At 33.6% G+C, this 13,030-nt stretch carries 17 protein-coding genes; 14 read left to right on the plus strand and 3 right to left on the minus strand.

From position 1 onward, the window contains the following. Window positions 1-250: 250 nt before the first annotated feature. Window positions 251-835: a chalcone isomerase family protein gene (locus ABEG11_RS07750; protein ID WP_348823592.1), complete on the minus strand. Its 585-nt coding sequence runs from the start codon at window positions 833-835 to the stop codon at window positions 251-253. Window positions 836-1,012: 177 nt separating this feature from the next. Further along, entirely contained in the window at window positions 1,013-2,113 is a 1,101-nt protein-coding gene (locus ABEG11_RS07755) for an anhydro-N-acetylmuramic acid kinase (protein ID WP_348823593.1), read from the minus strand. 96 nt (window positions 2,114-2,209) lie between these two features. On the opposite strand from ABEG11_RS07755, the gene ABEG11_RS07760 reads away from it, so the two are divergent. From ABEG11_RS07760 to ABEG11_RS07815, 12 genes are all read left to right on the plus strand, one after another. After that, complete coding sequence (locus ABEG11_RS07760; RefSeq protein WP_348823594.1) at window positions 2,210-3,349, plus strand: acyl-CoA dehydrogenase family protein; 1,140 nt, start codon at window positions 2,210-2,212, stop codon at window positions 3,347-3,349. 213 nt (window positions 3,350-3,562) lie between these two features. Then, window positions 3,563-4,240: a Crp/Fnr family transcriptional regulator gene (locus ABEG11_RS07765; protein ID WP_194639773.1), complete on the plus strand. Its 678-nt coding sequence runs from the start codon at window positions 3,563-3,565 to the stop codon at window positions 4,238-4,240. A gap of 269 nt (window positions 4,241-4,509) precedes the next feature. Then, window positions 4,510-5,046, plus strand: coding sequence for a carboxymuconolactone decarboxylase family protein (locus tag ABEG11_RS07770; RefSeq protein ID WP_348823595.1), 537 nt, complete (start codon window positions 4,510-4,512; stop codon window positions 5,044-5,046). Between the two features lie 75 nt (window positions 5,047-5,121). Further along, window positions 5,122-5,535, plus strand: a complete 414-nt coding sequence (locus tag ABEG11_RS07775; RefSeq protein ID WP_348823596.1) for a nuclear transport factor 2 family protein — start codon at window positions 5,122-5,124, stop codon at window positions 5,533-5,535. 86 nt (window positions 5,536-5,621) lie between these two features. Further along, window positions 5,622-6,251 (plus strand): pyridoxamine 5'-phosphate oxidase family protein, encoded by a 630-nt coding sequence (locus tag ABEG11_RS07780; protein WP_348823597.1) that lies wholly within the window; start codon window positions 5,622-5,624, stop codon window positions 6,249-6,251. A gap of 22 nt (window positions 6,252-6,273) precedes the next feature. Next, on the plus strand, window positions 6,274-7,155 hold the full coding sequence (locus ABEG11_RS07785) for a helix-turn-helix domain-containing protein (protein WP_348823598.1): 882 nt from the start codon (window positions 6,274-6,276) through the stop codon (window positions 7,153-7,155). 98 nt (window positions 7,156-7,253) lie between these two features. Further along, window positions 7,254-7,715, plus strand: coding sequence for a YHS domain-containing (seleno)protein (locus ABEG11_RS07790; RefSeq protein WP_348823599.1), 462 nt, complete (start codon window positions 7,254-7,256; stop codon window positions 7,713-7,715). 6 nt (window positions 7,716-7,721) lie between these two features. Then, window positions 7,722-8,111, plus strand: coding sequence for a DoxX family protein (locus ABEG11_RS07795; protein ID WP_348823600.1), 390 nt, complete (start codon window positions 7,722-7,724; stop codon window positions 8,109-8,111). Window position 8,112: 1 nt separating this feature from the next. Beyond that, window positions 8,113-8,601 (plus strand): DinB family protein, encoded by a 489-nt coding sequence (locus ABEG11_RS07800; protein ID WP_348823601.1) that lies wholly within the window; start codon window positions 8,113-8,115, stop codon window positions 8,599-8,601. Further along, on the plus strand, window positions 8,589-9,299 hold the full coding sequence (locus tag ABEG11_RS07805; protein ID WP_348823602.1) for an NRDE family protein: 711 nt from the start codon (window positions 8,589-8,591) through the stop codon (window positions 9,297-9,299). Before ABEG11_RS07800 ends, ABEG11_RS07805 begins: the two co-directional genes overlap by 13 nt. Before the next feature lie 214 nt (window positions 9,300-9,513). Beyond that, on the plus strand, window positions 9,514-10,395 hold the full coding sequence (locus ABEG11_RS07810) for an ATP-grasp domain-containing protein (protein ID WP_348823603.1): 882 nt from the start codon (window positions 9,514-9,516) through the stop codon (window positions 10,393-10,395). Next, on the plus strand, window positions 10,396-11,034 hold the full coding sequence (locus ABEG11_RS07815) for a hypothetical protein (protein ID WP_348823604.1): 639 nt from the start codon (window positions 10,396-10,398) through the stop codon (window positions 11,032-11,034). Here ABEG11_RS07815 and ABEG11_RS07820 read toward each other — a convergent pair. Then, window positions 11,027-11,605, minus strand: coding sequence for a GNAT family acetyltransferase (locus tag ABEG11_RS07820; protein WP_348823605.1), 579 nt, complete (start codon window positions 11,603-11,605; stop codon window positions 11,027-11,029). The genes ABEG11_RS07815 and ABEG11_RS07820 overlap by 8 nt on opposite strands. A gap of 121 nt (window positions 11,606-11,726) precedes the next feature. Between ABEG11_RS07820 and ABEG11_RS07825 the strand changes: the two genes are divergently transcribed. Continuing rightward, the gene (locus ABEG11_RS07825; protein WP_348823606.1) at window positions 11,727-12,404 is read left to right on the plus strand and encodes an SDR family NAD(P)-dependent oxidoreductase; all 678 of its coding nucleotides are present in this window, start codon (window positions 11,727-11,729) and stop codon (window positions 12,402-12,404) included. 5 nt (window positions 12,405-12,409) lie between these two features. Next, window positions 12,410-13,009: a SprT-like domain-containing protein gene (locus ABEG11_RS07830; RefSeq protein WP_348823607.1), complete on the plus strand. Its 600-nt coding sequence runs from the start codon at window positions 12,410-12,412 to the stop codon at window positions 13,007-13,009. The last annotated feature ends 21 nt before the right edge of the window (window positions 13,010-13,030 follow it).

Here is a 13,030-nt window from a genome sequence, read left to right on the forward strand (position 1 = left end):
TTTTTCACAAATATATAAAAGGTTTAATGAGAAATATGTATTGGTTAATTTATTTTTTTTGAGGTATTTATAAAAAAAAAGTGCCTTAAATAAAGCACTTTTGTTTTGGGGCATTTGAATTAATAATAATAAAACCATTCGGTTTTAAATAAACGAGCATGATGGTATTGGTATTGGCAGCCACTCTAATTCATGCTCATCTTGTAATTGTGGTATTTAAATTGTTTTTGAAATTCTAAAAAAGTCTGTGTTATATGCCTAACAAGCTATTTTTTAGTTCATCATCCACTGGTCTGTCACCCAGCCATATTCCGAAAAATACTTTTTTGAAATCAAATCCAGGAATTTTTCCTTTGAGTTCTCCATTTTTAACAATCCAAACTGATGAATCGGCTGGATTGTAAGTTAATTCATAAACATCTCCCTTGGTAATTTCATCGGCCAGAAAACCTTTTAACAATTCCATTCTTGGTTTGTACTTATCAAAATCAGCACCAGCAGATTTTTCGAATCCAGCATGTAATGCTCTTGTTAATTTACCAGATGAAACTAATGCCGAAGTAATTTCAATACGAATTGACATTTCTAAGTTGTCATTGATAATTTCTACAGGGTTTTGCGAAAGCTGGCTTAAATATAAGGCTTGGATATACACTTCTACCCACATTTTTGATCTGGATCCTGCTCCATTAAGCTGTAAAGTCTTGCCCTCAAATTTCATTGTTCTAGGAAGAGTTACCCCTTCAAATACAATTTGTTTTTGAGCATTTGCTTCAGAAGAAAACAAAATGCTAACCATAAAAATAAACCCTAGTGCTATTTTTTTAACAATCATATTAATTTGTTTTTTGGGCAAAAATAATGCTAAATTATTATAAATCACACCATAAGAATACTTTGTTTTGTTAAATATGCATATTACAACGTTATCGTTAGCTGTTTTATATTAAAAAAATGACCGTAGTAAAAAATCACTTACAGCAGAAACGGAAGAATATTCCATTATTTATTTTTATAAAATATCTTCTAGTTTTTCAAATATCACTCCTGAGCTATGGTCATGTTGAGCACCAGTTACACTTTGCAATGCATTTACTTCGTCACGCATTTTTAAAACACCTAATAAACCAAAAATTAACGCTTCCTTGAATTCTAAAATTTTTGGTGAAGGAATGATAATTTCCATTTTGGGCATATAGAACTGGATTCTTTCGATCAGGAAGTCATTATAGGCACCGCCTCCGGTTATCAGCATGCTTCTTTTCTTTTCTTTTGAGGTTTCAAAATTATTTAAGGAAAATGCTATCTGAACGGAAATGTGTTCGGTGTATGTATGCAGTTTGTCTTCTGTAGAAATAGAATATTTTTCAATTATTGGCAAAACCACTTCTTTAACAAATTCAAAACCTAATGATTTTGGCGGGAGGATTTTGTAAAAAGGTAATGAATTTAATTCATGCAGCAAATCAGTATTCAATTGTCCACTTCGGGATATCTGGCCTTTGTTGTCATAATCCAGCCCCAATTGATTGGCATAAAAGTTAAGAACCGTATTGACCGCTGAAATATCAAATGCAATCCTGCTGTTGTTTTTTTCAAAAGACACGTTCGAAAAACCGCCTAGATTCATACAGTAATCGTATTCATGAAATAATATTCGGTCTCCAATAGGAACCAGCGGCGCACCTTGACCACCCAATTGCACATCTTGTACACGAAAATCGCAGACTATTTTTTGCTGTGTTAATCTGGCTATTTCAGGCAGATTCCCAATCTGAAGCGTAAAGCCGTTTTGAGGCTGATGCAAAATCGTATGTCCATGGGAGCAGACTGCGTCTAAATTATGGATCGCATATTTCTTTATAAAAACATTGATGATCGAAGCTAGTAATTGTGTGTAATTTTTGTTCAGCTCCACTAGCTGATTTTCGGTGTAATCTACAGCAGTTTTTAAGATAGAAATCCAATTCGAATCGTAAGAAATAGTCTCGGATTCCAGGATTTCGAATGTCCATCTATCATTTTTTATCCAGAATTGAATATGTGCCAAATCGACTCCATCCAGCGAAGTTCCTGACATGACTCCGATAACGTTATAGTAATCTTTTTTCATAGTCCAAATTTACGATTCAAAATTGAAAATTTCATAATTTAAAATTACCTTTGGCAATATTTTTTTAACAAAAACCACACTTTATTTTATATTATTATGAATTTTAATCTAACCGAAGAACAATTAATGATACAGCAGGCAGCGCGGGATTTTGCTCAAGCTGAGCTGCTGGAAGGAGTGATAGAACGAGACGAACACTCCAAATTTCCTGCCGAACAGGTCAAAAAAATGGCCGAACTTGGTTTTTTAGGAATGATGGTAGATCCAAAATATGGAGGCTCTGGACTGGATAGCGTTTCATACGTTCTGGCCATGACAGAAATTGCCAAAGTTGACGCTTCGGCGGCCGTGATTATGTCGGTAAACAATTCTTTGGTTTGCGCAGGATTAGAAAAATATTGCAACGAAGAACAAAAGATAAAATATCTTGTACCTCTTGCCAAAGGAGAGGTGATTGGAGCATTCTGTCTTTCGGAACCAGAAGCTGGATCGGATGCAACTTCGCAAAAAACAACAGCAATCGATAAGGGAGATTATTATTTGCTAAATGGAACCAAAAACTGGATTACCAATGGCAATTCGGCTTCAACATATATTGTAATTGCTCAAACAGATATCGAAAAAGGACACAAAGGAATCAATGCTTTTATTGTCGAAAAAGGATGGGCTGGATTTGATATTGGCCCCAAAGAAAAGAAAATGGGAATCCGCGGTTCCGACACGCATTCTTTATTGTTTAATGATGTAAAAGTGCCTAAAGAAAACAGAATAGGTGCCGATGGCTTTGGATTTAATTTTGCCATGGCAGTTTTAAATGGAGGACGTATTGGTATAGCTTCGCAGGCATTAGGAATTGCAACAGGCGCATACGAGCTGGCTTTGAAATATTCGCAGGAACGTAAATCTTTTGGCAAAGAAATTTTCAAGCATCAGGCAATTGCTTTTAAATTGGCTGATATGGCGACTCAAATTGCGGCAGCAAGATTGTTGTGTCTTAATGCGGCAACTCAAAAAGACGAAGGAAAAGATATTTCGCAGTCAGGAGCAATGGCCAAATTATTTGCTTCACAAACCGCTATGGACATTACTATCGAAGCGGTGCAAATTCATGGCGGCAACGGATATGTAGCCGAATATCACGTAGAACGAATGATGCGGGATGCCAAAATCACTCAGATTTATGAAGGAACTTCCGAAATTCAGCGTATCGTAATTTCAAGAACTTTAATAGCATAAATGTTTTAAAATAGCTTCTAAGTTACTAAGAGGCTAAGTTTCTAAGTTATATTGATTTTAGCAACTTAGAAGCTTAGTTACTTAGTAACTCAGAGACTAATAAATAAATCCAAACTTGAATTTCGAGTTTGGATTTATTATTTTATAATGTGTTTTTTGAAATGTGACTTTGTTTATTTTTACATTAAATTAGTAAATCACTTATAAGTAGTTATGTACGAAGAATTAAAATATTGGTACCTTCGGGATCACAAGCTGTTTTGGACATTGAGTATGTCACAAATCAGACAGTTGTGCATTATTACAGGTTTCAAAAAAGCGAAGAAAGGAGATATTATCTATTTTTCTTCCTCAGATGTGCCCAGAGTTTTTCTGCTTAAAAAAGGGAATATCAAAATCGTTGCTGTCGATGAAGATGGAAATGAAACTATCAAAGACATTATTCAAAAAGGAGATTTGTTTGGTGAATTGACATTGGAAAACGATGTGAATTCCAATGAATATGCAAAAGCACTAACAGATGAAATCATTATCTGCAGTTTCTTGTTGTCTGATTTTGAAAATTTATTACTTCAAAATCCTAGTCTGGCGTTGTCTTATACCAAGTTTGTAGGATTGAAAATGAAACGGATTAAAAACAGTTATGCTAATTTAATTTCGAAAGATGCCAAAACCAGACTGCATCAATTCCTAAAAGACTGGGCTGAGAGAGAAGGCAGGCGAACCGATAATAGAGTTATTCTTGAAAATTATCTCACTCAAAATGATATGGCGCAGATTATTTGTACTTCCAGACAGACAGCCACACAATTACTGAATGAGATGGAAACCAATGGTTTATTGCATTATAATCGCAAAGAAATTATTATTGAAGATATTACTAAATTGTAATTTTTGTTTTATATGACTATCCTTAACTAATACCAAACAGATCGAATAAGCAACAGATTTAAAAAAAAATAGTAATGAAATCTGTGTAATCAGTGGCGAAAATAATACATGGTATTATTTGCGGACAGTCATATTATTTTAAATTAGCGGGCTCATTTTCATGAAGGAAAATTGTCCATCACCTTGCGCTTATTGTCCATTTTATAAATTTTAAAGCTGTCGCATCTTTGTAATGTCAATAATGACAAGCAATTTTAAAAATAAATAAAATGACAACTACAACATTTTCAGTCCCAGTAAGATCAGAAGTTTCAGAAAACAATCAGGCAATTTTTGACAATCTGCAAAAAGCATTAGGATTTGTTCCAAATTTATACGCAACGATTGGTTATTCAAAAAATGGATTAGAAAAATACTTAGCGTATCAAAATGCTAAAACATCTTTAAACAATAAAGAAAAAGAAGCAGTAAATTTAATCGTAAGCCAGGTTAATAACTGTGTGTATTGCGTGAGCGCCCATACTGTTATTGGGAAAATGAATGGTTTTACAGACGAACAAATACTCGACATCCGAAAAGGAAAAGCTAATGATGCAAAATTGAATGCATTAGTACAGCTTGCTGGTGAAATTACTAAAACAAGAGGAGAGGCTAATTCGGATTTAGTGGATGCTTTTTTTGCTCAAGGTTTTACTAATGAAAATTTAGTAGATCTGTTACTTTTAATAAGTGATAAAACGGCGATGAACTATTTGCACAATTTGACAAAAGTGCCAGTTGATTTTCCTTTGGCACCATCTTTATAATTTGTGTTTTTAAATAATAACAATAGATTGCAAACCAGTTCAATAAGAGGTGGTTTGCATTATACTTTAATAATTATGAAGCAAAAACATCCACTTCCACCATTTAATATGGAAACTGCTTTGCAAAAAGTACAGTTAGCCGAAGATGCGTGGAATAGCAAAGATCCAGAACGTGTTGCTTTGGCCTACACTGTTGACACGGAATGGCGCAATCGAACCGATTTTATTAATGGCCGTGAAGCTGTAAAAGAATTTTTAAAAGGCAAATGGGAAAAGGAGCTCGATTATAAGCTGAAAAAAGAGTTATGGGGTTTTCGCGAAAATCGAATGGCAGTCCGTTTTGAATATGAATATAGAAATGCTGATGGCCAATGGTTTCGTGCCTACGGAAATGAAAATTGGGAATTCGATGAAAATGGCTTGATGCGCAAACGTTTTGCCAGTATCAATGATTTGCCAATAGAAGAGAAAGACAGAAAATTTAAATAAGTAATTTGGGAATACGTTTTTATTTTTATAAAAACACTTCTCATTGGTGTAATTCGTAATTGTTAATTCATAATTATTACTTAGTCATGGCTAAAAACTTTGCAGAAATAGCATTTTCGGATGCTGCCAAAGCGTTACAGGAAGAACATGGTAGCCGAAAAGGGTATGAACGAATGGAAAAGTTCAATATCGTTGATGGCTTATCCGAAAATGAAATGGGTTTTATAGCCAATCGGGATAGTTTTTATTTGGCATCTATTGGCGAAAAAAACTATCCTTATATTCAGCATCGTGGAGGACCAAGAGGCTTTGTGAAAGTCTTGGATAAAAATACAATTGGTTTCATCGATTTTTCGGGAAACAAACAATACATATCTGTAGGGAATTTTGCGACCAACAATAATGTAGCATTAATTATGGTCGATTATCCGGCAAGAGCGAGATTGAAAATTTTGGCCAAAGCAGAAATAGTGGAACTTAAAGACAATCCCGAATTATTAGCCAAACTCGATTTGGGTGAGTATAAATTTCATCCAGAGCGTATGATGCTTTTTCATATTGAGGCTTTTGATTGGAATTGCCCGCAGCACATCACACCACGATTTACCGTAGAAGAAATACAGCGAGCTTTCGAACCAAAGTTTGCCCATATTCAAAAATTAGAAGAAGAAATAGAAAATCTTAAAAACAAATTAAAAGAAGCAGGTTTAAGCTAAATTTGTTTATAAAAATTATAGTATGATAAATCAATCCGCCTTTACTTTAGTCAATCCTCAAAACGGAAATCTTGCTTTCAAACTTTTTTCTTTTGAAAGCAATGCTTGTTTTGATCACATTCAGCGATTGAATTATTATTCATTAATTTGGGTTCAAAAAGGAAAAGGCAAAGTAAAAGTTGATTTCTCTGAATATGATTTTACAGAAAATCAATTGTTGGCTTTTGCACCTTATCAGCCGTTTATGCTGTCACCAGATGATCTATTTGAAGGGAAAGTGATTCATTTTCATCCTGATTTTTTTTGCATCATGAAACACCATGACGAAGTAGCTTGTAATGGGGTTTTATTCAATAATATTTATGAACCGCCGTATGTAATGGTTAATGAAATGGCTGGAGCTACATTCAATATGGTTTTGGAACAAATGAAAATTGAAATGCAAAATCCGGCAATGGCACAATATGAGTTGCTGATATCTTATTTGAAAATTTTTCTCATTACAGCTTCTCGATTAAAAAAAGAACAACAAGCAGTTGCAACTTCAGTAGTAGATGAAAAATCGACGCCATTTGTCCTTCAAAATTTAAGAAATTTCATTGAGCAAAATTTCAAAACCAAACATTCTGCCAGCGATTATGCCGAATTGCTGAATATTTCTCCAAAAGCTTTAGCTAAAATTACCAAAAATCACTTCAATAAAACGTTGACGAATTTAATTGCAGAACGCATTATTATCGAAGCCAAGCGTGAGTTGTACTTAACAAATAAGGCAGTAAAAGAAATTGCCTATGAACTTGGGTACGAAGATGAGCATTATTTTAGCCGTTTCTTTAAAACTAATGCTGAGGTTTCTCCTCAAACCTACCGTGACACTGTTGGTTTTGCCAGAGCTGTCAATTAATTTTTCGAAATTTTACCTCCAATGTAAACTACCCGACATTTTGCCTTTTTTTACTGTTTTAAATTTGTATTGTAGAAATATTTAAATAAAAGGTTATCATGAAAAGAGTTATAATATTAATGTTGGTTGTCTTTGCATTCTCGGCAACATTTGCTCAAAGTGCAAGAAAAAAAATATCTGAATATAATTTGGAAAATAAAGTAGCCATTCAAGGCTATGATCCCGTGTCTTATTTTAAACAAAATAAAGCTGTAAAAGGGAAAAAAGAAATTTCAGCTTCATACGAGGGTATTATTTATCAATTTTCTTCTGCATCAAATAAAGAAATTTTCTCGAAAAATCCTGCTTCTTTCGAACCACAATATGGAGGTTGGTGTGCCTATGCAATGGGAAGCGCCGGAGAGAAAGTCGAAATCAATCCCGAAACATTCAAAATCATTGACGGAAAATTGTATCTGTTTTATAATGCCTTTTTCAATAATACTTTAAAAAGTTGGAATAAGGACGAAAACAACCTGAAAGCAAAAGCGGATGCTAATTGGAAAAAAATTATAAAATAAGAGATCATGAAAACATCAATTTTAATTTGGATAGTGCGTTTAACGGCAGCAATCATTTTGCTACAAACGCTTTATTTTAAATTTTCCGGAGCTGAAGAAAGTGTTTATATTTTCTCAACTTTAGGAATGGAACCATACGGAAGAATTGGATCAGGAATTGTAGAATTAATCGCTGCTATTTTAATTCTGATTCCCAGAACAACTTTATTAGGTGCTTTGATGGGAACCGGTGTTATGCTTGGAGCTATTTTTTCGCATCTTTTTGTATTGGGAATCGAAGTGAAAAATGACGGAGGAGAGTTATTTGTTCTGGCAATAATTACTTTTCTTTGTTGTATTGCTTTGATTTATTGGAATAAAAGTAAATTGCCTAATCTGTTAAAATTAAAACTGTAGTATGCTAATTTCATCCATAAACAATAGCTTAGATGAGTTGATTGGTTTACTCAATCAATTATCCGAAAAACAATATTCAGAATCTTGTTTTGAATTGAGCGGTTCGAGTATTGGTGAACATACACGGCATATTGTTGAGATGTTTCAATGTTTGAACCGAAATTATAATTCCGGAATCGTAAATTATGATAAGAGAGATCGAAATAAATTGATTCAAACCAACACTGATTTCGCCATTAAAATGATTTTGGAGATCAAAAACACAGTCTCGAAGGAAAATAAAAATCTGGAATTGCAACAAATTATTGATGGTGAGCCAATTCAAATTCAAAGTAATTATTATAGAGAATTGTTGTATAATTTAGAACATTGCATACATCATCAGGCATTGATAAAAGTGGCAGTTCTAAAATGTGAAAGTATTGCTGTTGATGATAATTTTGGTGTCGCCCGTTCTACAATTGAATACAGAAAACAATGTGCACAGTAAGTTTTGTTTGTACCAATGATGCAATTATCATCACATCGAATCGAGATGAAAAAATAGTTCGACCGAGTGCAATTCCGCCTAAGAACTATGTTTTGAATGGTAAAAACATTATTTATCCTAAAGATCCAAAGGCAGGAGGAACTTGGTATGTAGTTGATGAAAAGGGTACTGTTTTGGTGTTACTTAATGGAGCGGTTGAAAAGCATCAAGTCAAATTGCCGTATCGAAAAAGCAGAGGTTTGATTGTTCTTGAAATGATTAGTAGTTCGTCGCCAAAGGAGTTTTGGGATGAAATTGATTTAGATAATATCGAGCCTTTTACCTTAGTTTTGTTTCAAGATAAACAACTTTTTCAATTGCGTTGGGATGGAATCGAAAAATCAGTCCTAAATTTGGATATTCATAAAAATCATGTTTGGTCTTCGTCAACCTTATATTCTAAAGAAATTCGAGAACAACGAGCTAAGTGGTTTTATACTTTTTTAGCTAATAATTTAAAAATTACCGAAGATAAAATGCTTCATTTTCATCGGTATACCGAAACTGATGACAAGGAACATGGTTTGATTATCAATAGAAATAATGAAATGAAAACCTTGAGTATTACCCAGTCTATTATTGAGAAAAATAAAGTGATAATTAATCATTTGGATCTGATAGCAGAAAAAGAATACTCCAAAACTTTTATAGCTATTTGATATCATAATCATCCTGATTTTTACTTTTGCCAATCAGAATACAATTAAAACATAACTCTTGAAATTATTCTTTCACAAATTGACCCACTGGGAATATTGGCCTTTTCAAATGGTTTACATACCTATATATTTTTTATGGGCGTATTATTCTATTAAGGCAAAATCTATTTTTTTCTTTAATGCTTCCAATCCCACTATCAAAAATGGCGGTTTTATGATGGAAAGTAAAAAGCAGATTTATAACCTGATTCCACAAAATTATTACCCAAAAACCGAATTGATTCCAGTAGGAACTTCTTTAAAAAATATAAAAAACATCCTTGAAAGTGCATCAATTACCTATCCTTTTATTGCTAAACCCGATATTGGTCTGCGCGGTTCAGCGGTCAAAAAAATAGAGACTTTCTCCGATTTAAAACAATATGCTGAAAAAGCTCATTTTGATTTTATTGTGCAAAATCTGATTCCGTATAAAAATGAAATAGGTGTTTTTTATGTACGATATCCACACGAAAAGCAAGGAAGAATTACCGGCATTGTAGCCAAAGAATTTTTAATTGTTACTGGAAATGGTCACGCAACTATTGAAGAATTGATAAAAGAAAATCCTAGATTTGAACTGCAATTAAAAGTACTGAAACAAGAATATGGCAGTAAATTACAGAAGGTTTTGCCTGTGGGCGAGAAAATAAATCTGGTTCCTTATGGAAATCATGCACGCGGGGCTAAATTTCTGGATGTAAGTCATTTGATAACGCCAAAACTTACTGCAGTTTTTAATGAAATGTGTGGTCAGATTTCTGGTTTCTATTTTGGAAGACTGGATGTAATGTTTGATACTTTCGAAGCATTAGAACAAGGAAAGAATTTCTCGGTTGTAGAATTAAATGGTGCTGCCAGCGAACCTACTCATATCTATGATCCAAAACATAGCCTGCTTTTTGCTTGGAAGGAATTGGCACGACATATTACGTATATGTATGAAATTAGTTCCGCTAATTATCAAAATGGATTTCCGTATCTGTCACATAAAGCAGGAATGAAAGAATATCGTCTGCATCAAATGCAGAATAAGAAAATTATAAACTTTCAATAAATGAAAGCTTTTAAAAATATAGCAGTTGGATTTGTGGTGAGCTTTCTAGGCTCACTGCCTCTTGGTTATTTGAATATCATTGGAGTTGAGGTTCTTTCTAAAGTTGGAATAAATCCTTTGATTTTTTATTTGTTAGGAGTTATTGTTGTTGAAGCTGTTGTAATTTATTTCACTGTGATTTTTGCCAATAAATTAGTGAACAATAAAAAGTTAATGAAAGGGATTGATTTCTTTGCTGTGTTTTTTCTTTTTCTGCTGGCTTATTTGTTTTATGCTCATTCGAATCAATCAGTTGAAGACCATAATTATTTAGAAAGTTATGTTCGGTATTCTCCTTTTCTAATCGGAATGGTATTGTGCGGGATGAATTTTCTTCAAATACCGTTTTGGGTGGCTTGGAATTTATATTTGATGAATGCCAATCACATAGTATTGGATAGTAAACTAAAATTTCATTATATTTTTGGAACTTTAGTGGGGACCTTTTGGGGAATGTTATTAGCAATATTGGTACTGGATTCTTTATCGAAGAACACATTTTCTTTTTCGAAATACATTATGCCGATATGTATTCCGCTATTTTTTGTTGTTTTGGCCCTCTTCCAGATTTTTAAAGTCTATAAAAAATACATTAGATAAGAATCAAAGACGATTGACTCATGTCGTATGCCAAAATAAAATAGTTGTTATTATTAAATTGAAAATCACCAATAACAGACCATTTTAGCTTTCCAATATGTGCTTTTTGTGAGGGTATATTGGTTTTGTTGATAAAAGTAATACCCACAGGAAATTTTTCCAAAAGATGAATCCGCATAAAATCGAAGAAAGGATTAATCAGCCCTTTTCCTCTGTATTTTTTGTCAATGCAGATTGGACCGTATTGAAAAGTATTGCTATCAGTCATTTTGAAATCCTTAAAGGTAAGCTCGGGAAGCATTGGTGTCATATAATTAAAAATTGGCCATTGACTGAAATACTGCCAGCTTGCAGCAAAAATGTAAGCGATGATTCTGTTATTGTCTTTGGCGGTAAATAGACCTTCCTGACGGATTACCTCTTCTAATTGTTCAACAGAAAAAGGAGTTGTTACAAATCCAGCAGTTTTTTCTTCTTCAGTCATATTAGTTACCAGATAAATGTCTTGTAATGCAATTACACCTTCAATGTCAGTATTTTTTGCCACTTCAAATTGGATAGTATCAGTCATTTTTATGGAGTCTATTGTTTTTTACAAAAATAAGTAAAAGTCTGATGTTAATTTTTCGTGATGTAACGAATATGATTTTTTAAAATTATAGTTTTTTAACTGATTTGATTATTTTTGCTGGATGAAAAATATCATTATAACTGGGACAAGCAGAGGAATAGGTTTTGAATTGGCTTTAAAGTTTGCCAATGCTGGACATCAGGTACTGGCTTTGTCAAGAAAAGCTAATCAGGAACTGCTTTCTCATAAAAACATAACCTTTCTTTCTGTTGATTTGTCCAATGAATCCGACTTGCAGCAAGTGACTGAATTTCTTTCATCAGCTTGGAAAAAAATTGATGCCGTTATCCATAATGCTGGAAGTTTGATACTGAAGCCTTTTTCGGAAACCACTCAGGCCGATTTCGAACATATATATAAAGTAAATGTTTTTGGCGTTGCCAATTTAACTCGTATCTGCCTGCCCTATCTTCAAAGAGGAAGTCATGTGGTAACAATCAGTTCTATGGGAGGAGTGCAGGGAAGCCTTAAATTTGCTGGTTTGGCAGCTTATAGTTCGAGCAAAGGAGCAGTAATTACTTTGTCGGAATTATTAGCAGAAGAATATAAAGAACAAGGCATTTCTTTTAATGTCCTGGCTTTGGGTTCAGTTCAGACCGAAATGCTGCAAGAAGCATTTCCAGGTTATCAGGCACCGCTTTCGGCTGATGAAATGGCCGATTATATCTATGATTTTACGCTGACGGGAAATAAATATTTTAATGGTAAAGTATTATCCGTTTCTTCCACTAATCCATAACTGATTTGAGCGAAACACTTTCAAAATACCTTCCCGAGCACGCAGTAAAACCAGTTTTCGAACTGATTGTTGCAAATCAGGTGCATCTCAAAATTGTTAACGAAAGACAGACACGGCATGGTGATTATAGAAAAGGCCCAAGCGGAAAACACGAGATAACAGTAAATGGAAGCCTTAATAAATATAAGTTTCTAATTACACTAATTCATGAGATTTCGCATCTTGTGGCGTTCGAAAAATTTGGAAGAAATATTAAACCTCATGGTAATGAATGGAAATATTCCTTTCAAAGAATGATGATGCCGTTTATCCGGCCTGAGATTTTCCCTAATAATTTACTACCTTTGATAGCCAGGCATTTTAAAAATCCAACTGCGAGCAGTGATACAGATGCAACATTGGCACTTGCTTTAAAGCAATATGATAAGCCGAATGATAAAAATTATATCTTTGAAATTCCTTATGGAAGTGTTTTTAGGATTTCAAATGGGAAGATTTTCAAGAAAATAGCAATACGAACTAAACGATATGAATGCCTGGAAGTAAGTTCGGGACGATTGTATTTATTTAATCCAAATGCTGAGGTAGAATTGCTCCCCAATTAACTGCTCAGCAAAAAATTAAAA

The sequence above is a fragment of the Flavobacterium aestuarii genome, assembly GCF_040049115.1.
GTDB lineage: Bacteria > Bacteroidota > Bacteroidia > Flavobacteriales > Flavobacteriaceae > Flavobacterium > Flavobacterium aestuarii.